Annotated in this window: 22 protein-coding genes; 8 read left to right on the top strand and 14 right to left on the bottom strand. The window is 36.9% G+C overall.

Annotation, left to right across the window (positions count from 1 at the left end; translation table 11 throughout):
- Nucleotides 1–175: 175 nt before the first annotated feature.
- The 3 genes from SFA27_RS14555 to SFA27_RS14545 all read right to left on the bottom strand — a co-directional run bounded on the left by SFA27_RS14555 (nucleotide 176) and on the right by SFA27_RS14545 (nucleotide 3,336).
- Entirely contained in the window at nucleotides 176–1,120 is a 945-nt protein-coding gene (locus SFA27_RS14555; RefSeq protein ID WP_407293035.1) for a 3',5'-cyclic-nucleotide phosphodiesterase, read from the bottom strand.
- Between the two features lie 201 nt (nucleotides 1,121–1,321).
- A complete protein-coding gene (locus SFA27_RS14550; protein WP_407293032.1) occupies nucleotides 1,322–2,425 on the bottom strand; it encodes an agmatine/peptidylarginine deiminase in 1,104 nt (367 codons plus the stop codon).
- A gap of 86 nt (nucleotides 2,426–2,511) precedes the next feature.
- The gene (locus tag SFA27_RS14545; RefSeq protein ID WP_407293030.1) at nucleotides 2,512–3,336 is read right to left on the bottom strand and encodes a GyrI-like domain-containing protein; all 825 of its coding nucleotides are present in this window, start codon (nucleotides 3,334–3,336) and stop codon (nucleotides 2,512–2,514) included.
- A gap of 169 nt (nucleotides 3,337–3,505) precedes the next feature.
- On the opposite strand from SFA27_RS14545, the gene SFA27_RS14540 reads away from it, so the two are divergent.
- On the top strand, nucleotides 3,506–3,754 hold the full coding sequence (locus SFA27_RS14540) for a hypothetical protein (RefSeq protein ID WP_047375639.1): 249 nt from the start codon (nucleotides 3,506–3,508) through the stop codon (nucleotides 3,752–3,754).
- Entirely contained in the window at nucleotides 3,754–4,161 is a 408-nt protein-coding gene (locus SFA27_RS14535; protein WP_047375637.1) for a DUF4440 domain-containing protein, read from the top strand. The genes SFA27_RS14540 and SFA27_RS14535 overlap by 1 nt, the downstream gene beginning before the upstream one ends.
- Before the next feature lie 90 nt (nucleotides 4,162–4,251).
- On the opposite strand, the gene SFA27_RS14530 is transcribed toward SFA27_RS14535, so the two are convergent.
- The 7 genes from SFA27_RS14530 to SFA27_RS14500 all read right to left on the bottom strand — a co-directional run bounded on the left by SFA27_RS14530 (nucleotide 4,252) and on the right by SFA27_RS14500 (nucleotide 12,176).
- On the bottom strand, nucleotides 4,252–5,706 hold the full coding sequence (locus SFA27_RS14530; protein WP_407293027.1) for a sigma 54-interacting transcriptional regulator: 1,455 nt from the start codon (nucleotides 5,704–5,706) through the stop codon (nucleotides 4,252–4,254).
- Between the two features lie 69 nt (nucleotides 5,707–5,775).
- On the bottom strand, nucleotides 5,776–6,915 hold the full coding sequence (locus SFA27_RS14525; protein WP_407293024.1) for a vWA domain-containing protein: 1,140 nt from the start codon (nucleotides 6,913–6,915) through the stop codon (nucleotides 5,776–5,778).
- A 287-nt stretch (nucleotides 6,916–7,202) separates the two neighbouring features.
- On the bottom strand, nucleotides 7,203–7,604 hold the full coding sequence (locus SFA27_RS14520; RefSeq protein WP_407293022.1) for a PaaI family thioesterase: 402 nt from the start codon (nucleotides 7,602–7,604) through the stop codon (nucleotides 7,203–7,205).
- Nucleotides 7,605–7,615: 11 nt separating this feature from the next.
- Nucleotides 7,616–8,026 (bottom strand): DUF2000 family protein, encoded by a 411-nt coding sequence (locus tag SFA27_RS14515; protein WP_407293020.1) that lies wholly within the window; start codon nucleotides 8,024–8,026, stop codon nucleotides 7,616–7,618.
- A gap of 3 nt (nucleotides 8,027–8,029) precedes the next feature.
- A complete protein-coding gene (locus SFA27_RS14510) occupies nucleotides 8,030–8,986 on the bottom strand; it encodes a GNAT family N-acetyltransferase (RefSeq protein ID WP_407293018.1) in 957 nt (318 codons plus the stop codon).
- A gap of 215 nt (nucleotides 8,987–9,201) precedes the next feature.
- Entirely contained in the window at nucleotides 9,202–10,974 is a 1,773-nt protein-coding gene (locus tag SFA27_RS14505; protein ID WP_407293016.1) for a flavin monoamine oxidase family protein, read from the bottom strand.
- A gap of 14 nt (nucleotides 10,975–10,988) precedes the next feature.
- A complete protein-coding gene (locus tag SFA27_RS14500; protein ID WP_407293013.1) occupies nucleotides 10,989–12,176 on the bottom strand; it encodes an FAD-dependent oxidoreductase in 1,188 nt (395 codons plus the stop codon).
- A gap of 714 nt (nucleotides 12,177–12,890) precedes the next feature.
- On the opposite strand from SFA27_RS14500, the gene SFA27_RS14495 reads away from it, so the two are divergent.
- The 4 genes from SFA27_RS14495 (at nucleotide 12,891) to SFA27_RS14480 (ending at nucleotide 17,201) form a co-directional block, all read left to right on the top strand.
- Nucleotides 12,891–14,597 carry a HAMP domain-containing sensor histidine kinase gene (locus SFA27_RS14495; RefSeq protein ID WP_264518280.1) on the top strand — a complete coding sequence of 569 codons (1,707 nt, stop codon included), beginning with the start codon at nucleotides 12,891–12,893 and terminating at the stop codon, nucleotides 14,595–14,597.
- Nucleotides 14,575–15,228 (top strand): response regulator transcription factor, encoded by a 654-nt coding sequence (locus SFA27_RS14490; protein WP_185097813.1) that lies wholly within the window; start codon nucleotides 14,575–14,577, stop codon nucleotides 15,226–15,228. The genes SFA27_RS14495 and SFA27_RS14490 overlap by 23 nt, the downstream gene beginning before the upstream one ends.
- 471 nt (nucleotides 15,229–15,699) lie before the next feature.
- Entirely contained in the window at nucleotides 15,700–16,098 is a 399-nt protein-coding gene (locus SFA27_RS14485) for an ACT domain-containing protein (protein WP_407293010.1), read from the top strand.
- Nucleotides 16,099–16,253: 155 nt separating this feature from the next.
- Nucleotides 16,254–17,201, top strand: a complete 948-nt coding sequence (locus SFA27_RS14480; RefSeq protein ID WP_407293008.1) for an alpha/beta fold hydrolase — start codon at nucleotides 16,254–16,256, stop codon at nucleotides 17,199–17,201.
- Nucleotides 17,202–17,278: 77 nt separating this feature from the next.
- Here the strand turns inward: SFA27_RS14480 and SFA27_RS14475 are convergent, their stop codons facing one another.
- Both SFA27_RS14475 and SFA27_RS14470 read right to left on the bottom strand, forming a co-directional pair.
- Entirely contained in the window at nucleotides 17,279–17,674 is a 396-nt protein-coding gene (locus tag SFA27_RS14475) for a VOC family protein (RefSeq protein ID WP_407293006.1), read from the bottom strand.
- A 101-nt stretch (nucleotides 17,675–17,775) separates the two neighbouring features.
- Nucleotides 17,776–18,462 carry a Crp/Fnr family transcriptional regulator gene (locus tag SFA27_RS14470; RefSeq protein ID WP_407293004.1) on the bottom strand — a complete coding sequence of 229 codons (687 nt, stop codon included), beginning with the start codon at nucleotides 18,460–18,462 and terminating at the stop codon, nucleotides 17,776–17,778.
- A gap of 375 nt (nucleotides 18,463–18,837) precedes the next feature.
- Between SFA27_RS14470 and SFA27_RS14465 the strand changes: the two genes are divergently transcribed.
- Nucleotides 18,838–19,563 carry a YoaK family protein gene (locus SFA27_RS14465; protein ID WP_047375612.1) on the top strand — a complete coding sequence of 242 codons (726 nt, stop codon included), beginning with the start codon at nucleotides 18,838–18,840 and terminating at the stop codon, nucleotides 19,561–19,563.
- 49 nt (nucleotides 19,564–19,612) lie between these two features.
- Here SFA27_RS14465 and SFA27_RS14460 read toward each other — a convergent pair whose 3' ends face one another.
- The gene (locus SFA27_RS14460) at nucleotides 19,613–20,428 is read right to left on the bottom strand and encodes a DUF4249 domain-containing protein (protein WP_407293001.1); all 816 of its coding nucleotides are present in this window, start codon (nucleotides 20,426–20,428) and stop codon (nucleotides 19,613–19,615) included.
- Nucleotides 20,429–20,431: 3 nt separating this feature from the next.
- Complete coding sequence (locus SFA27_RS14455; protein WP_407292998.1) at nucleotides 20,432–22,762, bottom strand: TonB-dependent receptor; 2,331 nt, start codon at nucleotides 22,760–22,762, stop codon at nucleotides 20,432–20,434.
- A gap of 422 nt (nucleotides 22,763–23,184) precedes the next feature.
- Here SFA27_RS14455 and SFA27_RS14450 point away from each other — a divergent pair, with 422 nt between their 5' ends.
- Complete coding sequence (locus SFA27_RS14450; protein WP_407292996.1) at nucleotides 23,185–23,787, top strand: TlpA family protein disulfide reductase; 603 nt, start codon at nucleotides 23,185–23,187, stop codon at nucleotides 23,785–23,787.
- Nucleotides 23,788–23,802 lie beyond the last annotated feature (15 nt).

The raw sequence follows: 23,802 nt of genomic DNA, 5'->3' as shown, positions 1-23,802 counted from the left end.
TATTTTTATATTGCAATATTACGATGTTAAATTGATATAAATATGAAAAATTCAATTAATTTTACTGATTTAGATATAAGTAGTTGATTTTAAAGTTTTTAAATTTATTTAGTGATTTGTGATTTCAAAAATAAAAAAGATGAAACAGAGATATGCTTCATCTTTTGATTTGTTTTTATGGTAAACTGATCTTTTTACCTTGTTCAGGGAAAATATAATTTACTTTCAGGGGATTGTTTTTCAACAGTTCTTTTTTAATCAGTTCGGGGTTATCACCCGTTGGTTTTCTATGGGTAACTACAATGTTGAGTCCCTCAAGGCTGTTTTCTCCGGTTTTTTCTTTCAGCTTACTTAGTTCCTCAATCAGCAGGTTAGGAGTAAGGTGTCCGAACAGCAGATGTTCAGGCTGGCTGTTTGGGAAAGAAACTTCAATTAATATGGTGTTTAACTGTCTTTTTTTAACAAGTGGAGTTATAGTGTTCCAAAGGTTATCAAGACGGTCAGATTTTTCTATACGGTCAGCACCTGTATCACCCAGATAAAGCAGATAGTGACTATCTCTTCTTACCAATGCTGCACTGCTTTTATAGGGATTTACATGGCTCAGTTCATATCCGGTTATGAAAAATGGCGTTTTGGGTGCCGGGATTTCATGTCCTTCCTGAAGCTCATTATAATGGTATTTCCCAAGGATAGGTTTTTGTCCCTGATCAGCAAAATTGATCCAGGTATCTGTGATAAAGTAATGATTCTGCAAAATCTGAATGACCGGAGCTATAGCGAAAATATCCTTTTTAGAATCTGCCGGGGAATTGATGATAAGCCCGGATAAATGGTCCAAATGACCATGTGATACAAAATATCCTTTTATCTGATCCTTAAGAATTGTTTCTGCGGATCCGTCAAGGCTTTTCAGTTGAATAGCTTTTCGTATTCCGGCATTTACCGTACCGGCATCAAGGCAAAGAAATGCATTGTCTTTCGGAGCACCTACCAGATAGGCAGATAAATTATCTTCCTGCTCACCACCATAGATCCCTAAGGGAATAACATCAAAATTTTGTGCATGGCAAACAATATTCAGAAGAAGGGCCAATAAAGAAACTGCTGTTTTTTTCATAATACTTAAACTGGAAACCATCCTTTACAAGATGGGCAGGGCAAATTTACGCTATTTTTTGGCGACAGCCTTTTAGTTGTATTAACAAATAGAGCTTAACGAGGTTAAATATTTAAAAATCTGGCTAAACAATACTTTAGGTTATAGATGAATAAAGCCTGCAGAACAATCAGCAGGCTTTTATGTATTGGGAATATAATTTTATTGTGGCTGTTGCTGCGTTACACAGTGTATCATTCCACCATTGGCAAATAAGTTACGGCAGTCTATTCCAACAACCTGTTTACCGGGATACAGCTGTTGGATAATATTGTTGGCAACGGCATCATTCGGATCATTATAATTAGGTACCAATACGCGGTTGTTTGCGATATAATAATTGATGTAAGAAGCACGGCCTACATTTTTTCCGTAAGTGGTTATCACATCATTTCTGGTTAATGGAACTTTTACAAACTGGTAAGGAGAGCCATTTTTTGTGGTGGCATCATATAATTTATCAATGTCGCTGTCAGGAACCTGCCAGTAGTTAAGATCATCAGGATTCATCGTAATAATAGTAGACGAATTTGCGAATCGGGCAAAACCGTCAATGTGCATATCGGTGATATCAAGACCTGCTTTTCCATTCAGCCAGATAAATTTGGTCACGCCTAAATTTTTAGTAAATATGGCTTCTGCCTGCTGCTGGGTCATCCCCGGATTTCTATTGTTATTAAGGATGGAACTTTTACATGCCATCAATACTCCGTTTCCATCAATTTCCACACTTCCGCCTTCATTGATCATCACCGAATTAAGATTGATTTTCGGGATATTGGTATCTGCTGCTATTTTGGAAGGAATTGCATTGCATCTGCTGTAATCGGCTTTGTTACCCCATCCGTTAAATCCCCAGTCCTGAATAAATAACTGGCCATTTTGATCCTTTACATAAATAGGACCGTTATCTCTAACCCAGAAATCATCTGTCTGATAAAGTCTGAAATTGATATTGGTAAGAGGAACTCCGGCACTGTTTAACAACTCTGTAATACGGTTTTTTTCGATGTTGTCATAAGCAATAATATGAACTTTTTCACTCTGTACCAGTTCTTTGGTCATTGCTATCCAGGTTGCATCCAGCCGGTTGCGGTAGGTGGTCCCATATTGGTACTGATGTGGCCATTGAAGCCAGGTTCCTTCATGTGTTGCAGATTCTTCCGGCATCTTGTAAACAACAGTGCCGGGATTTGTTGTATCTGGAGGTTCTGGTAATTCTGTCTGAGAGCATGAAAGTAAAAGAGCTGGTAATAACCTGAACATTATTTTCTTTTTTTGCATAATTTATCTTTTTTTACAGGGCAAAATTAGATGGATAAAAATTTGAAAACTTGTCCCAAATTGACAATTTACTTCAAAGGCAGTAAAATATAAGTCAGCTGTTCTTCCTGATGATTTTCCTGTTCCGCATGTCTTTCGTATTTTTCTATGATAGGAGAGTGTGAAAATTCAAGGCCAGAATTAAAAATCCAGCGGGAATAGATTTTAGTGTACGTTTCATCTATTGTTTCATAGCTGCCTGTATGGGCAAAGCGGGCATATTTACCTCCAAATATTGTTTTTGAGGGTAATTTTTTGTTTGCAGACTGAACGGAAGCACAAGAGTCATACCGGCAGTTAATTTCAGTTTTAATTAATGGTTCATCTGCTATTACACCAAAATATTCTGTTCCGGAATCGGGAAACTCATTTTTCATGAATTTTTCCCACAGTACTTCAATTTCTTCATTGTTATAATAGGTTTTAATGCTCTGATAATATACCTGAATTGGTTTAAGATAGACAATTTCCGGCTCTAGCAGTTCGTCAGAAGTTATCGGAATGATCTTGTCTTCGCACAAAAGTTTTTCTTTACTTAATCTTGCTGCTTTTGGAGAAATCCCGAAATGCTGTTTAAAAGCTTTGGAAAAAGAAGAGATATTGGCAAAACCTACTTCAATAGCAATGGAGGTAAGGTTTTCCTGAGTATAAAGAATCCGCTTATAAGCATTTTCTACTTTTAGTCTTTGCTGAAAGATACCTATTGTTTCTCCACAGCTGTACTTAAAAATACGCTGGATATTCCGGTAAGAATAATGTGAGATATCTTCCAGTTCCTTTACAGAAACAGGCCGGTCATAATTCTTTTCCATAAAATTGATAACTCTGTAAATAGAATTCAGGTTGTCTTCCATAAGCTTTGAAATTTTCAGAAATAGACAGCATGAAATAAATTACAAATAAAAGAAATAAAAAAATGTCTCGGCAATATTGTACTTTAGCTTTCGGTAAAAATAAATTTCAGAATAATAATTTTTGCCATTTTAAAAACCTAAAACCAACCCAAAAAACTTGAAATAAACTATGGAAAAAGATTTATCTGGATTAACAGATCAGGAACTTTTAGAGAAAAAAAGAACAATTGAAGGCAGAAATACTATAAATGCTGTAATCCTGGGAGTATTGGCTGGTATTGCTATTTATAGTACGATAGCCAATGGTCTGGGCTTAATGACCTTTTTACCCATCATTTTTGCTTTTTTTGCAGCTAACAGCTGGAATAAAGATAAGAAAGCATTGAAAAGGGAAATAGAATCCCGAAATATGAAATAATGGAGAATTTTGACAGAAGAACAGAAACCGGTGCAGTAGCCTATTTCCGTGACTGTATAAAAAACGGAGATACCAGAGGAGCATTAAGCTGTTTTCACCCTGAAGCAGTCTATATAGACAGAGATGGGAGAGAGCTGAGAGGACTTAAGCAGATAGAGCTTGCAATGAATGAGATTTGCAGACTAAAACTGGACATACAAGGCGAAACTCCATATGTAACCGTTGTGAATGATCTAGCGATGTGGATTGATCAGTGGGAAATGACGGGAACAGCCCCTGACGGACATTTAATACACATGACAGGCCATACTTCCTGTATCATGAAAAAAAATGAAGACGGAGAATGGCTGTGGCTGGTAGACAATCCTTTTGGTTCTGCCGTACTTAAAGGCAGCAATATGGTATAAACTTTAAAGTAACATAGAGTATTTCAATATAATAAGAACCCTTCAGATCTGACCTGAAGGGTTCTTATTATCTATTGGACATTAATGAATCTAGTTTCGTAGAAACTGCCCAATTCCAGGTGAATCAAAAGTAAAAGCATTTTGATTTTCAGACTTGTCAATTTTATTACTGATAGTCAATGCCCATAATACCAGTTCTTTGCAGAAATTTTGATCTTCAGCACTTAAATCAGAAGCATTTTCTTCTACTACAGTTGTCAGAGGAGCTATCTTATCAAGTTTAGCATAAAATTCTTCATCCGTATCATTGTAATTAAGCTCCAAATGATTTTTATTAAACCATCTGATCAGATCGGTATAAGGTGTTTTGATGCCTTCTTTTTCCAGTTTGGAAATACGTGGAAACAGACTTTCAAATTGGGTCATAACTGCTTTGTCAATCAATATTTTGGCGACATAGTCTGCACCTTCCTGTTCTCCTTCATAAACCAGTTCAATTTTTCCTGTGATGGACGGGATAATTGACATAAAATCAAGCAGGCGGACGGTGGTTCGCTCAACCCCGGATTCAATCAGACGCAGTTTGGCTGCTGCAATTAAATTCTCCATGGCACTGATGGTCAGACGGGCGCTGACACCACTTTTTGCATCTACATATTCACTGATACGGGCTGCAAAAGCAACTTCCTCCAAAAGATCCTTTGCCAGATCAGGAACTAGTATCTGTGCTTTATCTTCAGCGGAAATCAATGCTTCCTGTTCTGTGATCTGTCGGGCAAGAGCAATTGTTTTTGGATAATGGGTGAAAATCTGGGACCCGATTCTGTCTTTCAGCGGAGTTACAATACTTCCTCTGTTGGTATAATCCTCCGGATTGGCTGTGAAAACAAACTGAATATCAAGAGGCATTCTCAATTGAAAACCACGGATCTGAATATCACCCTCCTGCAAAATATTAAACAGGGAAACCTGGATACGTGCCTGTAAATCCGGTAATTCATTTAAAACGAAAATAGAACGGTTAGCACGCGGAATCATTCCATAATGTAAAACACGTTCGTCGGAATAGGGAAGTTTTAAAGTAGCTGCTTTAATGGGGTCTATGTCACCAATTAAATCAGCAACATTCACATCCGGAGTCGCCAGTTTTTCGTAGAAACGGTGAGAACGGTGTACCCATGAAATCGGAGTTTCGTCACCCAGTTCTGCAATGAGATCTTTGGCAAATTTTGAAATCGGATGAAACGGGCTGTCATTGATTTCTGATCCTTTTACAATAGGCATGTATTCATCCAGTAGATTGACCATGCTTCTTGCAATTCTTGTTTTTGCCTGCCCGCGTAAACCTAATAAATTGATGTGGTGGCCGGCAAGAATGGCTTTTTTCAATTGGGGAACCACAGTGTCTTCGTAGCCCCAAAGTCCTTCAAATACAGGCTCTTTAGCTTTAATCCTGGCAATCAGGTTCGCCTGAATTTCCTCATTAATCGTTTTATGGGTATAGCCGGAGTCTTTTAGTTCTTTGAATGTAATATCGTTTTTCATTTTCTTATACTGCTAATTATCTGGTAAGATTTTATTTTTAATGCTTTGATGACGTTTGAAATCCAACCTCTATATTCTTCTTATTCTGTTTTTTTCGTAATCCTCGAAGATCATCTGGCCTAAACCTGATAGCCCTGTCAGAAATGCTTTTCCTTTGTTCTGAGCGGTAAACTCTTCTACAAACTGACGCAGATAGGGATCCTGGGCAATCATAAAAGTAGTAATGGGAATTTTCAATTTTCTGGCTTGTGCTGCTCTGTTGAGGCATTGGTTAACAATCTTTTCATCCAAACCAAAACTGTTCATATAAAACTCTCCGCTTGGCAATTGAATACAGCTCGGTTTTCCGTCGGTGATCATAAAAATCTGTTTGTTGGTATTTCTTTTTCTGCGGAGAATATCCATTGCCAGCTCAAGACCAGCCACTGTGTTGGTATGATAAGGGCCTACTTTTAAATAGGGAAGGTCTTTGATCTTAATGGGCCATGCTTCATTTCCAAAGACGATGATATCAATGGAATCTTTGGGGTATTTCCGTTTGATCAGTTCCACGAGTGCCATGGCAACCTTTTTTGCAGGAGTAATACGATCTTCACCATATAAGATCATAGAGTGGCTGATGTCGATCATAAGGACGGTACTCATCTGTGCCTTATGTTTGGTTTCTTCTACAATAAGATCGTCTTCTGTAAGACGAAGGTCTGAAATTCCGTTATTGATCTGTGCATTTTTTAAGCTTTCAGTCATGTTTACGGCTGCTAAGTCGTCTCCATATTGGAAAGAACGGTTTTCACCATCACGTTCGTCACCAATTCCTGTTTTGGTAGTGCGGTGATTTCCTGCTCCATTTTTCTTCAGTTTTCCAAAAATCTGATCTAATGCATACTCACGAAGGGCTGCTTCCAGTTTTGGAGTTAATATATTTTTGCCTTTTCCACTTCCGGTATTGCCTTCTTCAGGGTCTTCCTCTTTGATATAACCTCTTTTTTTCAAATCTTCTTCAAAATCCTGAAGGGTATATTCCTCGTCAAAAATATCATATTCCTTGTCAAGCATATCAAGCCATTCAAAGGCTTCCTCAATATCTCCGGAGGTATGGGTGAGCAAATCTTTGAAAACATCAAAGACCCTGTCAAAATGCGATAATTCCTCCGGCACATGTTTGGTGAATACAAAGCCTTTATGAGGATTAAAATTTTTATCTGTCATAAGATGATGAATCTGTTTTGCTGTTATTTGCTTTTGAATATTTCAGTTTATAATACAATGAAACAGTCAGAAGTAATCTGTATTCTTTTTCTTTATTTCAAACTGAAAAGTTAGGAAAATATCACCTCAAGATTCCTCCTGAGAAATAGAAAAAACTAATGATGGTGATATGGAATTAGTATATAACAGCTAATATTTTAACTAGAACCGAGATAATGAATATTTATATAAAAAATGCACAAATAAAAAGATTTGTGCATTGTAGTATGATGAGAAGAAAATGGGTTCTATGACTGTATAGCAATCATCGTTGCTGTCATTTTTGCAATAAGTTTTTCCTCTTTTTGATCATAGACATAGCCTTCGCAAATGGTAAGTGTTTTTCCTGTCTGCAGAACTTTTCCAATAGCGACAAGCTGATCTGTATTGGCAGGTTTCATAAAATTAACTTTGAATTCCACTGTAAAGACATTGGCATTTTCAGGCATAGTTGTTAAAGCTGCATATCCGCAGGCACTGTCAACAATTGTTGTTAAAACTCCGGCATGAAAAAATCCATTGTGTTGTGTAAGGTCTTCAGAAAATCTGCAGGTAATTTTTACCTGTCCCTGCTGAACTTCTTCTAATTGGGCACCAATTGTTTTCATGATTCCCTGTTTGTCAAAGCTTTGTTGTATTCTATCGTACATAATAATTGGTTTTATTCATGAAATTTTAGTCCATCCAAAGCCTTATCTAACTTTTTATTTTCGCCATACACGATAATACCAACCAGATCCAGTTCATCAGCACGATGCTTTGCTATTTCAAGAACATTCTCTTCACCTGACCGGGTTTCAAAAAGCTGTTGGGTATAAATTCCAATGGCCAGATCACGTTCTTTCGAGCGGCGGAATGCTCTTTGAAGTTTTTCTGTACTTTCTGCTTTGTAGACAAGGGTAGGGTGCTTTATAAAGGGTAAAAACTCTTCCTGATCTGCAGTTACGAATCTTTCACCATGAGTTTCCGGGAACTCAATAGCAATACTTCCTGCCAGAAAAGAGGCAACATTAAGTTTTTGCCATGGTAACAGGTCATCTTTTATAACGATGGCTACTTTTTTATCATACATATTTTAATCGTTTACATTTAATTCCATTTGAATATTACAACGCTGATAAGGAGTTGATCGTCCGGATACTTTCTTAAAACCCAGTTTGTAATACAGATTGATAGCAGGTTTCAATATGGTATTGCTTTCTAGATATATTTTTGATGCTCCGGATTCTTTTGCGGTTTTGATGATCGCTTGTCCCAGAAGCCAGCCTATATTCTTTCCTTGTGCTTTTGGGGAAACAGCCATTTTTGCCAGTTCAAAATCATAATCCGGATCTTCCATTTTGATGAGAGCACATACTCCCAGCGGCTCTTCATTGTATAAAGCGACAAGAATTTTTCCTCCCTTATTTAAAATATATTCTTCCGGATTGTCCAGGGCTTTATAGTCTGTTTCTTCCATTTCAAAATAAGTGGAAATCCATTCTTCATTGAGTGCTTTGAATGCGGATTGGTATTTCGGATCATATTCAACGATCTTTACATTTTTGCTTTCACGGGCCTTTTTCTGTTCTTTTACCCTTGCGAGCAAAGACTTCTGTTCAAAAAGGTGCTCCCACTCTGCGAGAGCTTCCCAAAGATTGTGTGTTGCTTCGCTAATCATTTCATCAATAGCATGGTCAATATCTATACACTGAACTTTTATTTTGGCAGAAAACTCTTTTCCCTTTTCAGTCAGTGCAGCAATATTTCTCCTTTTATCCTGGGACTTCTGGTTATCCTTCACCAATCCCGCTGTAGTCATTTCTTTGATGATTTTGGTTACAGAAGGTTGAGAATGTCCTATTTCTTCTGCAATCTCGGTTATTGTTTTTGAACCTTCTTCGGAAAGAACAAAAAATACCGGAAACCATTTCGGTGAAAAATCAACATCATACATTTCATAGATCTTCGCTGCTTCTTCTGTAATATTGGAAGCCATAAACCGCAATCTGCTGCCTAATGCAATTTTTCCTGTTTTTTCAAATAAATCCATAAATATAATTGATTATATAACTAGTTATGCAAATGTAATAAATTAATTAATACTCCAACAAATATTTTGATTTAAAAAAAAAATATTAAATGAATTAAGATGCTTACATTGAGTGTGTTATATGGAATTCTGATTTTTGATTAATAGAAACAAAAAGCTCCGAAAAAGTCCGGAACTTTATTGATACACATCATCTTAATATTATGAATTCAGGATTACCATCCTAAATAATATTCAGGATCGAGCCAGTAGGGCCAGTCTAATTTAAAATGAGTCTGCAGCATTTTTTCAGCTTCACAGAAAGCACCTTCCACCCAGCCCTGCTGATCAGAATAAGCTTCCCCGATAATGTGGATTTGCTCATCTGCCAGCGGTTTTCTCATGTAAGGCATGACGTCTTTCACAGAGAAACCTGCTTTCCATGCATGATATCCTGCGCCATAAGGATCATCCGTCCAGTCTCTGAAATAAGTTACATAAGGCTGTGGTATATCTATACCGTGTAATTCTTTCAGCTGGTTCATCAATTCATTTACCATGAATTCCGTAGCCTGAACATCATCAAACTTATGCAGTTCTTCCAATGATGCAGACCTTGCGGCTCTTACTTTAAACAGAACTTTGTCATCTGAAAGCGCTTTCCAGAATGTTTCCGTTTCCATATCTCCGTAGCTTCCCAACAGCATAGAATTTTTAGTTTCTTCATCAGTACCGAAATAATAACATTGTCTCATAGGTAAGTCTGTAATAGAGTGCCCGGAATAAATATCAAGATCTCTCCACCATGGACCTTCAAAGCCCATAAGGATTTTAAATGCAGGCTCCATGATGATAGAGCGGATATTTTTATTCAGTTCCTGATGTCTGTTAGCGTCAAAAAAGAAGTTATTCTGATCCAGAAGTTCAAGTGATTTCCTTGGCATACCCAATACTATTGAATTGGCGTACACTTTCCATGTTTTGTTACTTTGGATATTCAGGAACGTGAGTTCGTATTTATGAGTGGCTGTTAAATTATGGTCTTTGGTGAAAGTAATCAGTTTGTTTTCCGACCAGATGCGGGCTCCCTCGTATTCCATATAAGTGTTAGCTACTGCATAGGCAATGCTGTCATATCCTTCCTCAATGGTTTTGTAGGTGGTGTCGGCAGAAAAATCTCCTACCATATATGGAAATGCCTCAGCAGAATTCCAGTTGATGGTATTGGAATAATACCCTCCGGCATTGGCTAAGAATTCATACCCTTCCTGAGAAACCTGATCCTTTATTAAGTTCCAGAAACCAATATCATTTACCAGACGTTTGTCATAAGGGGAACCAGGAAAATTGTAGATCATTCTTGGTTTTATAGCATCCCAGTCGCGGCTTGTCAGTTTAAATGTATAATCATATCCGTTAGGGTCTGCAATGATCAGTTCTTTATAGGTTTCAGCCACCCATGCATCTGCCATTAGAACATTGTAAATGATTTTATTGAATAACTGATCAGAACTGAACCCTTCATCCCCTTCATTCAGATAATAGCGGGTAATCAGCTTGTTGTCATGTTTTTGTTCTTCTGTCCAGGCATTCTGTTTGAAACGCTCTTTTCTGATGTACATCAGGAGTTTTTCAGGTTCTCCCATATGGAATGGGATAGGAGTCATCTTATCTTTCAGAACAGGGGTTCTTTTGCTTAAGTCCTGTTCTTTCAATGGGTACCCTTCTATCAATGTGGTTACAATTTCCTGAGAAGTCAGATAACGCATTCCTCCCAGCTCACCCCAGAAGTTCATTCCCGGCATAACTACGGATTCCAGTCTTCCGCCTAATCTGTCACTCATATCGAAGATCTGGACTTCATGACCTTTATATTTATTGTCTGCTACCAGGCGGAAAGCAGTATATAGTCCGGAAGTTCCGGCACCAATAATGGCTACTTCTACTTTCAGATCGGGCTGCATTTCCGGATACAGCGGAGTATCTTTGTTTACGTTTTCTCTGTTCATGGTTTTATAATTTTTTAAAGTGCTAAGAAATATTTATATCCTAATCGGAAAGGGGTAATGTCAAAATCAGTATGTCCGTCTAGTGCTAGATCAGACATGATTTTACCTAAAAAGGGTGTGAATTTTGCGGCCCATCCTGTGGCATATACTACAATGTTTTTATGGTTGGGTACATAAGAAGGTGCAAAATCAATCAGTAATTCTTTATTGGGAATTGTGCTTAAAGCGATAAGACATGTTGAGGTATATTCCGGTTCAATGCTCAGCCCGGTCATATGGTTTTGTATCCATTGGGAAGTATAGGCGAGTTCCTCCGGGTTTGGAATCAATGTTCTGTCGCTTGGTTCCTCCAGAGGATTGATGACAAAATCCGGTGCTACGCGGATGTACTCCGGATGATCCCATTCAACGGAAGGAAAACCGTAAAACTGATTGCCATTATCTCCTGTTGCATTCTGGAATACAAACCAGGTTGGATATTGTATGGCAGGATCAGTCTTTTTAAAATAAGCAGAAGACATATTCCAGTAGGTAGCTTCTATCTTAAAATCCAGTAAATTGATCACACTGTTGATATAAGGCCCGGGAATAATGGCCAGCTTTTTGGCAATATATATTCCGTTGGGAGTGGTAAGCTCAAAAAGTTCACCATTTTGTTTGATCTCAAGTACGGGAGAATCTTCTCTGAGCTCTACGGTTTTTTCTTTCTGACAAAGGCTTAGAAGCGTTTCAATAGTTGCTTTAAAATTAATGCTGGCTCCATCAGGCTGAAACAGACCTACATAATTATCCGGCAGGTTTTTGAAATGATACTGCTCTTCAATTTCTTTTGAGGTTAAGTTGGTATAAGGAACTCCTAAGGCTTCTAAAGCTTTCTCTGCCTCAGCAATATTTCCTTCGGTAGAATGTACTTCAGGATCTCCAAACCAGAGTGTGCCTACTTTATCAAGCAATGGGGTATCGGTCTTTTTTTGGAGCTCATCCCAGTAAGGTTGAGAGTCCAAAGCCATTTGTACCATATATTCATCCGGATAGGGGATCCGGAACTGGCGGGAAACTCCTGCAGAGCTGCCCAGCTGATTCACAAAAGTATATTGTTCCAATACCAAAGTCTTAGCCTGGCGCTGACCGAGATGATAGGCTGTTGCAAGACCTATTGCTCCTCCGCCAATGACGATTACGTCGTAGTTTTCAGTAATCATAGGTTATTTGTTTTTATTTTTTATAGTCGTATTGTAGAAATAGAGAAAAGTAAAGACAGCAATAAGTAGAAATGTATCATCATTGCTGGTCTTTAATACTCTCTGAATTTCATTCATACAATGGATGAAGTGTAGAGACGAATCTTCCGGTACATCTGAATATCATGGTTTTCCATGGAATATTATCACTATTAATAAGCATTTCAAAGTAACAAAGAAGAGGATATATGTTCTTAGAGTGTAAATTACCAATTGTGGTATTGAGTAGAAATACTGAATGTCCGGAAAGTTTGTTAGACAGAGGAAGAATGGTTCTTTAAAATGATCAAATACAGGAGTGAAAAGTTGTTTTTTTCATTCTCTATTTGATTAGATATTATTCAGTAGATATAATAAAATAAGCAGATGCAGAATATTTTACAGAGCATCAACTTTTGCAATTGATCTAAAAAAATAGATTTACGTAAATAAAACTAAATGTTTACAAAGCATTTTAATAGTAAAAAAAAATAAATTCTGTGAGTTTTATCAAATATTCATTATTATAAGAAGACAAAAATTACTTTAACTTTGCGAATCAGATGATATACTGTTATTATGAAATTGTTGAAAATAATAGTATATTGTTGAGGGCTAATATCTAATGGACTTATGTAGTCAGGAAATTAATTTAACTGATAAACAAATATGAAATATAAATTCTTAAATTTTAAATTGAGAAAACTTGTTCATTACTCATTGATCCTTTGTATTTTACTGATACAGGTCATTATCGCCATATTTTTTTATAACGAATTTGTCAACGGTAAGAAGCTGAAGTTTATTAAAGACCAGCTGGAGCAGAGCCGTGCATTGGGAGGATTGACGGATAACTCCAGGAAAGATTTTCTGGATGCCCAGGAACATCTTCAGAAATATATGGCTACTCAGAATAATAAAGAGCTGCAGTTATATTTTCAGTCGTTGAGAAAACTTAAAATCAATTTTGATAAGATTGGTGAATATGAAAATACAAGTCCGAGGTTGAAAAAGAATCTGGCAGCTCACAGTCAGGATACCTTAAAGACTGCAAAACTGAAAACATTGATAGATTCTGTATACCAGACTTCCCTGAATCCACCATCAAAAATTGAGGATAAGCAGTACGAACCTGCCAAATATAAAAATGATTTTGAAGATTTCAAGATTCAAACCCGAACCTATGCAGACACTGTTAAAAAGAAAGGTTTTTTTGGCCGTTTAAAAGATGCTGTAACAGGTAAAGTGGATGTTCAGAAAGAAAGTACGGTAATCACGATGACCAACAACAAAACGCTGGATCTTTCTCAGGTTAAATCTAAAATGGACAATACAATAAAGTCTATGGATAAGCATTATGCTGCTGAAGTAAAGAAAGTACAGATGCTTGCTGCCCAAAAACAGAAAATCAACCTGCAGTTTTACAGCAATTTCAGTAAACTGCTGGTGTATAGTAACGGCTTAATAGAAGTCTACGAAAATGCCATCAAAGATTTTAAAACTGAACTGGAAAAAGAATATAATGAGCAGAGCTCCAATAATAACAGGATTAGAACATATCTGGTATTGGGATTAATGATTCTTATGTTTATTGTATCCATTCTGATCATGTATTTTACAAGAATGGCGTTTGTTTATGAACAAAAACTGGATGCTGCTAATAAAGAGATTAAAAAGAACCTTAATTTTAAAAACAGAATTCTGGGAATGCTGAGCCACGATCTGAGATCCCCGTTAAAAATTATTAATATTTTTATAGATAAGATCCACAGAACTACAGAGGACGAAACAATAAAGGATTATCTTAAATCTATCAAGTTTACCAACAGTACTCTGCTTCTGCAATCTAACCAGATCCTGGAATACACTAAAAATGAGAATGCTGAAAAAGAACTTATAAAATCGGTTTTCAACCTTAAAGATGAGATCAGTTCTATTGTGAAGGTAATTACTCCATATCTGGAAACCAGAAACAACAGGTTTGTGGTAACAGACAGGATTCCTGAAGAAGTACAGGTATATTCGGATAATATCAGAATCAACCAGATTTTTATGAATATTCTGGGGAATGCCAACAAGTTTACAGAAAACGGACAGATTGATCTCGTTATGGCCACTGAACCTATAGGAGAAAATCAAATTTCCCTGATTACAACGGTAGGAGATACCGGAGTAGGAATATCAGAATCTGATCTTGGTAAAATTTTTGATCCTTACTATCAGGGAATGGTATCTGATGAAGTAGATAATCTGGGGGCGGGACTTGGTCTTAATCTTGTAAAGGAAATCGTAGAGCTTTTTGATGGTGATATATCAGTAGAAAGTAAACTGCACAAAGGAACGAAAGTGACATTCAGGATCAATTTAAATATTAATAATAATGGAAACACCAATTCAAAATAAAGAAATTATATTCCTGCTGGCAGACGACCACAGCATTGTGCGCCAGGGAATGGAAATTGTTATCAGTGATATTGTTCCCAACGCTAAAGTTTATCAGACTTCATCATTACATCAGGTATTGGAGCTGATAGAATCCAAAGGAATTGAAATGGCTATCATTGATGCTCATTTCCCGGACGGAAACAGTCTGCATATTCTGCCTCAGATGAAAAGTATAAATCCTGATCTTAAAGTTTTGATTTTTACAGGACTTGAAGAAGATCTGCATGGCCTTAAATTTATCAAAGCGGGTGCTAACGGATATCTGAGCAAACTGAGTGAAGAGGAAGAGGTAAGAGAAGCGATCACAACTTTTATAGAGAAGGGAGAATATTTTTCTGACCTTTTGAGGAATTTATTGGTACAGCTTGTTTACAATCCGGATCTGATAAGCCCTCTCAACAGTTTGACCAAACGGGAACTGCAGATTGCAGAACTTTATGCTGAAGGATATGGAAACCTGGAAATTTCAAACAGCTTGAATATCAAACAGAATACAGTAAGTACAATTAAAAAAAATATCTTTGAAAAACTAAAGATAGAAAATATGGTTGAACTGGTGGACCTCATTAAAACACACCACAAATTATAGCAGTCTGTAGGATATTCTTCACTTTTTATTATCAGAGAATTTGTTTTATCGATAAATATCTATAAGCAAATCGAGATGTATCGATGGGGTTTATAGAGGATTTTATTTTGTAATGTTGTTCCTTTGTACTGTGAAATTTAAGTAATGAAAAAGTAAATGAGAAAGCTTATTCGGATTTTAAATTTCATACACAAAAAACAACAAATGATTATAACTATACAATTAATAAACGATAGTTATAAAAACACAAATGATGAAATTAATAAACACTGATGAAATTAAATGTGGTGATGAATAACCTTAAACGGGCTTCTTAAAAAGCCAAATGAAAAAAACACAAATACATATAAAGAGGTTCAGTTGACAGGTTACAATTACAAAACAAAAAAGAAGGCACACAGCCTTCTTTCTTGTTTTTTATCATTTGATAAACTGCTGCTGCAATCTATATCTTAGCTTTGTACCAAAAAGATGACAGGAGAAAAAGATTTGGCCGTTCTGCTTCAGAATATGGAACTGGTATTAAATACAGGAGAATATGTGTTTGGCGCCGTTGAAAACCTTAGTGAGATACCGGATATAGAAAAGGTTTTATTTTTCTTTCGGGAAGCTGAGGCGGTTACCATAGTTTTAAGAAAAGAAGTTGCAGATGAATGGAGTATCACTTACAGTTATATTGCTTCATGGATTACTCTTAATATTCATTCTTCTCTGGAGGCTGTAGGGCTCACGGCAGCCTTTGCAAATGCCCTGAAACATGAAAATATCAGCTGTAATGTAGTTGCTGCTTATTTTCACGATCATATTTTTATTGCAAAAGAAGATGCTGAAAAAGCAATGAAAACACTCAATGCCTTGAAAACGGCTTAGGGGGGTAAAAATTGTCTTTACACTTTCCACTTGTAATTTTCACCTTCAAAAATGTCTAATTGAATTCCTAAAATGTCCTGTTGATAAAGCTTTTGAGTGTTCTGCCTGTTTGTGTGTTTTATGTTTGCACCATAATCAAACAAAAATAAACTACAATGAAAACAATCAGAAAAATTTCAGCCGTTAGCCTATTATGCTTAACTCTTTTTACCGTAGCAACAGTGTCCTGCACTGAAGAAAATGAACCTCCCACGGTACAGGAGGTACAAAACAGAAACCACCAAACTGCCAAAACCCAATTCATAAACGTTAAAGGAAATGCCATTGCATACCGCGTTTTAGGAAAAGAAGATGGAATTCCATTGGTGCTTCTGCCGGGCTTGGATGGTTCAATGGATGACTGGGATCCTGCAGTGACAGATGGACTGGCAAAAAAATATAAAGTCATTATCTTCGACAATAAAGGAGTGGCTTCTTCCAAAGGAATTACTCCAAATACCGTTCAGGCGATGGCAGATGATGCAGTCGATTTTATCAATGCGTTGAATTTGAATAAAGTGAATATTATGGGGTTTTCCATGGGTGGTTTTATTGCTCAGAGAATTGTGCTGACGCATCCCTCATTGATTAATAAAGTGATTTTAACCGGAACAGGGCCTCAGGGAGCAATCGGATTATCTAACTTACCTAATATTGTTGCAGGAACAGCGGGGTTAAGTCCTGAAGCTTCCTTCCTGAAATTCGGATTTACAGAGTCGGCTCAGAGTACAGCAGAAGGAAAAGCAGCTTTTGCAAGAATTCAGCTTCGTACAGCAGACAGAGATCTTCCATTAAATGATAATGCTTCAAATTCACAGTTTGCCGCTGTATTGAGCTGGGCTCAACCCAATGTTGATGCCCTTACCGAGATACAAAAGATCAAAAATCCGGTATTGATTGTTCATGGTGAAAATGACCTTCCTGTGTCTGTTCAGAATGCCAAAAATATGGCTCAGAACTTAGATCAGGCAGAATTGGTGATTTTTCCGGATTCAGGACATGCCTCTTTCTATCAATACCATGATACCTTTGTAGCGAAAGCAATTGAGTTTCTTGGAAAATAGATTTAATTTTTGAAATTCATATAAACAACAACTTGCAGAATACACTGCGAGTTGTTGTTTTTGTATTGAAGAAAGGCTTAGCTGAATTTTTGCACAGCTTCTACAGTTACCGGAGTAAAAAAGTTAATCAGATTTCCATCCGGATCACAGAATAGAAGAGATCTGTTTCCCCAGTGCATTGTTGTAGGTTCCTGGATAATTTCAGAGGTTATACTTTTTATTCTTTCATATTCTTCATCTACATTTTTAACCATAAATTCAATAATGGTTGATTTTGTTCCTGTGAATTCTGTAAGACCTTCCGAAAACATCTGCATCGTTCGGGTACTTCCTATGGCAATGGTTATGGAATCTGCTGAAAGTTCTGCAAAATCTTCAGTATACCATGTGGCAGTTGCTCCCATGGTTTGTTCGTAAAATTCTACTGCTGCTTTGATGTCTTTGCTGATGAGTCTTAATGAGGTAAGTTTCATAAGGTATTTTTTTGTTTAAACTAATTTTAAACAAAGGTAACAGGTAGTTATGACAACAGTTTGTCAGTAGAAAATTAAGGCTTTTAGACTAAATAACTTTACTAATAAAAATTAGCTATATGAATTAACCGCTTAAAGTCAATAATCTGTATTTTTCGTCCTTCAGATCTGATGAGTTTTTCCTGTTTAAAATCATTGATGATGCGGGCTAATGTTTCTCTGGCTGTCCCTACCATATTGGCCAGATCTATACGGGAAAGGGAAATGAATACTTCCTGATCAGGGTCATCATTGGATTTGTACTTATCATGAAGAATAAGCAAACTCAAAGCAGCCCTTTCTCTGACTGTTCGATGAGATAAAACAGCAATAAGATTGGCCATTACACTGAATTCATGACTTAAAGATTTCAGCAGTAGCCTTGAAAGTACTGAAGACTGGCCGAGGATATCCAGAAAACTGTCTTTTGAAATAAAGGAGATAACAGAATTTTCCAGTGTTGAGGTAGTGTCTCCATAAGATTCATTACTCAGAATGGCAGAATAACCAAAAAATTCACCTGAGCTATATATGTAAATAATCTGCTCCCTTCCGTCATTATCAACCTTGTATTTCTTTATTTTTCCTTCATTGAGGTAGTAAACGCCATTGGGTTTTGTTCCGTCCGTAAATATAGGCTCATTTTTACGATAGTTCCGGGTTTTCATTGCTTCTGTGAGCAGGTTCTTATCATATTCAGGGAGCTCATCAAAAAGATACTGATTATTGAAAATAAATTTTGAGATCATAATTTTTCTATACAGATTAGTGAATAAACGCTCCGTTTTTTAACTTAAATCACATTTTAAACTGATGCAGATCACCAGGTTTTTTTCCTAAACGAATTACTTTTACAAAAGTAATAAAATTGATTTTGAATTAAGAAACAGAAGACTTCAGAAAGCTGTAGAGAAGCTGTTTTTACTTTCTGTAAGGTCTGTAATTTATTACTTAGAATACATAAAAAGGGATATAGTAACTCTATAAAGAACACTGGATAAATATTTAAGCGGACATGTTTTTCACAGCTTTACGCTGACATTTCTAAATTATTTTTTTTTACTTATTTATTTTATCCAGTTGTTTTTTTTGACAAAAGTATCCAGCTTCTATAGAGATTTAAGATGTTCAGACACAAAGGGAAAAACAGAACCTATTTTCACAATCTTAAACTGGCATCAGCACTTTCATTCGTTGCCGGAATAGTGAATATTGTAGGTGTTTTGTCTGTTAAAGTGCTTACAACCAATATAACAGGACACTTTGCTTTCTTTTCTGAAGAAATTCTTCTGGATCATTACAGCGAAGCACTTACTTATTTTCTGTTTATTATCTGTTTTCTCGGCGGAGCCTTTTGTTCCAGCTTCCTGGTTGAATTTTCATCAGGACACAGGACAGTTCGTCCGCATCTCATCCCTTTAATAACCGAAATTTTGATATTAGGATTTGTAGGAATATCAGGCTATGAGGAACTAAAAATTTCTGTATCTTCTCATGCAATTGCAGGACTTTTGCTTTTTACAATGGGAGTTCAGAATTCATTGGTTACAAGAGTATCACAGTCGGTAGTAAGAACAACCCATCTTACAGGATTGTTTACAGATCTGGGAATAGAATTTTCAAAACTGTTTTTTAAGGAAAGAAAAAATGAACAGCGGCAGCTTAAAAAGAATATTACGCTGAAACTGGTGATTATTGCCTGCTTTTTTTCAGGATGTATCATTGGTGGTTTTGGTTACAGCATGATCCAGTTAAAAACATTGATTATGACTGCAGGATTATTATTCTGTGTAATCCGGTACGACAAGCTGTTGTACAGGTATTATTCCTTAAAAAGAAAGTTGAGGTAAAACAGAATAAAAAAGGATATTCCGTTGATTGGAATATCCTTTTTAAAATTTATGGAGTGACAGGCTGGATCACAAAAGTTTCCGTATCTGTTGTATGGGCGGAAAAATAACCCAAAGCCCCATTATTGATATTACTTGGTGGGTTGGCTGGAGTAGTACCTCCGCCATTACCTCCGGAAATCTGAAGCAGAGCGCTATAGTAAGTGAATATATTGTTATCAATAGACTGCATTTCTACATAGATTTTGTCTCCTACAATCACCTCATGGTCTCTTCCTTTGTTATCGTCATTAGGCAGAATCAGAGGTTGCTGGTTAAGCATTCCGTTATTTACATTGTCTGAAAAGGTATTCATGTATTTTTTAGGAAGATCATTGATGGTAAAACTAAAAAGATAACGGTTCCCAAGCGGCTGTGGATCTGTAAAGATCGGTAGAAGGGTATAAGTGGTTTTGTCACCAAATTTGAAAGAACTCTGTTCAAGCCCGTCAAAATGAACAATTTCAGGCATTCTGCTCTGAGCGGTATACTGCTTTCCTTCCGCCTGTACTTTCAATGTGTAAGTTCTTCCGGGCTGTCCTACAAAAGCGGTTGTCTGATACATTCCGTTTCCTGTATACTGAAGGGTTTCAGTCTGACCCATATCATCACTTAAAATAACCTGAGCTCCGGTTACAGCCGGATACTGGTTAGGTTCTGAGAAACTTACTGATTTTGTGATTTTTACCGTGTAAGGTCCTGATTGATTCGTTACATTCCCTTCAATGACAATATTTCCGCTCTGATCATTCAGATCCAGATCGATCTCTTTTTCACAAGAGGTTAGTGCAAAAAGAGATAATATGATATAAAAAGTATTTTTCATGATTTAGAATTTGAAGTTATAAGTGATATTGGGTACCCAGCGGAACAAAGAAGTCTGCATCGCACGTGTTGTTCCGGGACGGTCAGGATTGTCTTCGAAATTGATGGTATAGGCATTCTCTCTGCCGTACAGGTTATAAATACCGAACGTCCATGAACCGCGGAATCGCTTATTGGAAGTAGGTTCATAAGTCGCACTCAGATCCATTCTGTGATACGCAGGCATCCTGTCAGCATTTCTGTTGCTGTACTGGAATATGGTTTGACCGTTCAGCTCATATTTTCCGGTAGGGAAGGTAACGGCATTTCCTGTGCTGTAAACAAATAATCCTGAAAAGCTCCATTTTGGATTAAGCTGGTAAGTGGCAACAATGGATAGATCGTGGGTTTTATCCATTCTGGCATTGTACCATTCATTATTATTAATTCCGTTGATCTTTCTTTCCGTTTTAGAAAGGGTATAGGAAATCCATCCTGTAAGTTTTCCGCTTTTCTTTTTAGCAATAAGTTCAAGGCCATAAGCTCTTCCTTTTCCGAACAACAGTTCACTTTCTACATCAGATCCGGCATCAAATCCAATCTGAGCTCCGTTTTTGAAGTCGATCTGATTTTTCATGGATTTGTAGTAAACTTCAGCATTCAATTCATAATTATTGTTGTTGAAATTCCTGCTGTAACCTACACTGATCTGGTCTGCAATTTCGGGTTTTACGGTATAGCTGCTCCCTATCCACTGGTCAGTAGGATTTCCGCTGTTGCTGTTGCTTAAAAGATGAAGATTCTGTGTATTGCGGGAATAACCTCCTTTCACACTGCTTACTTCATTGATTCGGTAGTTTGCGCTAATTCTTGGTTCAGGATTCACATACGTTTTCCCGAATTTCCCTTTCTCTAAGAATTCACTGTCGGTAAGTACCCCGTTTTCATACGTATTGAATGTATCTCCTCCCAGTACACTGAACATGGCAAGTCTTACCCCGTAATTGATGGTTAACTTTTCTGTTGCTTTAAAATCATCATTGATGTAAACCGCATTTTCCCATGAATATCTCGGATTTCTTGGAAAGCTGCTCACCGTAGTACCAGAAGCACTGCTTGGAGTAAGAGTATGATAAATAGACTGGAGGCCGAAACGTACAGAATGCTTGTTCCCGGCAAACCAGGTGAAATCCTGCTTAAGATTCCAGTCACGTATTTTTGAATTTAAATCAAATACAGTATCATCGTTTTTCAGACTGATTTTATAATCATAATTACTGTAGATAAATGAAGTATTGGAGAATAACTTACTACTGATAATGCTGTTCCATCTCAAAGTAGCTGTTGTATTTCCCCAGTCTGTATTGAAGGTGTCTCCCAATCCCAGAACATCTCTTCCAAAGTATCCTGAAAGATAAATACGGTTATTTTCATTGATCTGATAATTGGCTTTCAGGTTGAGATCATAAAAATATAACTTGTTGTCTTTATAATCTTTGTTGGTTTTAAGAAACAAATCGGCATAAGTTCTTCTTCCTGAAACAATGAATGATGATTTTTCCTTCTGAATAGGACCTTCTACACTCAGCCTGCTGCTGATCAGACCGATTCCACCATTCAGGTTGTAGTCCTTATTATTTCCGTCTTTCATTTTGACATCCAGTACAGACGAAAGCCGGCCTCCGTACTGTGCAGGACTGTTTCCCTTGATGATACTGGCATCTTTCAGAGCATCACTGTTGAAGGTGCTGAAAAACCCAAGAAGGTGGGACGCGTTATAAACCGGGGCTTCATCCAGTAATATAAGATTCTGGTCGGTAGCGCCGCCTCTCACACTGAATCCGCTGCTTCCCTCACCGTTACTTTTGATACCCGGTAAAAGCTGTATGGTTTTCATCACATCCTTTTCCCCAAAAAGAACAGGGAGCTTTTCAATACTTTTTATATTCAACGTTTCTGCTCCCATTTGAGCAGAGGTTAAATTTTTATCCTTTTTAACAGCGGTCACAACTACTTCGTCAATGGCCTTTGTTGTCTCTTCCTGAGGCAGAAGAGGCAGATCAAGTTTCATATTCTGATCTACTGTAATCTGTTGTTCAAAATCTTTATATCCCGGATTGGAAATAATGATGGTATAATTGCCTGCAGGCAGAGAAAGAGAATAAAATCCATATTCATTGGCTGCAACGTTGATGGAAGGATCTTCACTTACTTTTACCGATACTCCGATTAACAGCTCACCGTTTTTTTTGTCTTTCACAGTTCCACTTACAGAATAGGTTTGTTGGGCTATTGCCAGGGTACTGAAACAGAGCGCTGCGGTGGCAGCGGTAATTTTTAAAAAGGATGTTTGCATTAGTTTATTTTAAAGTAGTAGATCTCTTGTATAGGAATTAATGTTTTGATGATGTACGATTAGTTAGATGAATAGGAGATTTGTTACATGTAACAAATTAATTATGAAATAAATCCACTGAAAAAGGATGTTTTTGAAAATGGTAAAAGCAAGAATAAAATAAGACTGTTACATAAAAAATAATATTATGCATTGTATATTGATTTATTAACTGTTTTTTAGTCAATTATGTTAAAAAATAAATTATTAACGATTGTTGTGTGAACTTTATTGCTGGTTATTATAAAAATTATAGACCTAAGTATTTAAAGAGCTTCCATTGGCTGCCTGCGATGTAAAGACTTTTTTGACTTAAAAAACTTCTTCAGAACCTTTGATCAGAATTTTAATCTTATCTTGGCTAAGAATTAAGAGGAAAGAGCATGGAAAATGTAAGAACGTGGATCAGGAAAAATGGTTCCACTGCAATACTGACAATATTGTTCATTATCGTATTGGTGAATAAAGATGCAAAGGCATGGCTGATGAGACAGGTTGCTTCCACAGGAATTCTCAATTCCAGTATATCAGAATCAAAAGAGAATCAGAATGCTTCAGCAAGGGTTTCCTATGCCGGATTTATGCTGAAAAGTGAAGGTGGAACCATCATTAATACTTCTGATTTACAAAATAAAGTAGTCTTCATTAATTTTTGGGCTTCATGGTGTCCTCCCTGCAGAGCAGAATTTCCCTCCGTTCAGAAGCTGTATGATCAGTATAAAAATAATCCGGACATCGTATTTCTTACCGTAAATCTTGATGATAACACAGCTCTTGGAAAATCTTATTTAAAGGAAAAAGGCTTTACAGTTCCTTTTCTGGTGCCAGCTGGCAATATTCCGGGTGTACTTTACAGTGGGTCATTGCCTACAACGGTAGTACTGGATAAAAAAGGTAACATCCGCCTGCATCATAAGGGGCTGGCAGATTACAGTAAAGACTCCTTTTACAAACAGATCGATGAACTGTTGAAACAAAAGCCTTAATTTATACCTTAAAAA

Source organism: Chryseobacterium sp. HR92 (assembly GCF_045689405.1).
In the GTDB taxonomy this organism is placed as follows: Bacteria; Bacteroidota; Bacteroidia; order Flavobacteriales; family Weeksellaceae; genus Chryseobacterium; species Chryseobacterium viscerum_A.
Note: the sequence above shows the minus strand (reverse complement) of the source record. Positions and strands in the feature narration are given on the sequence as shown.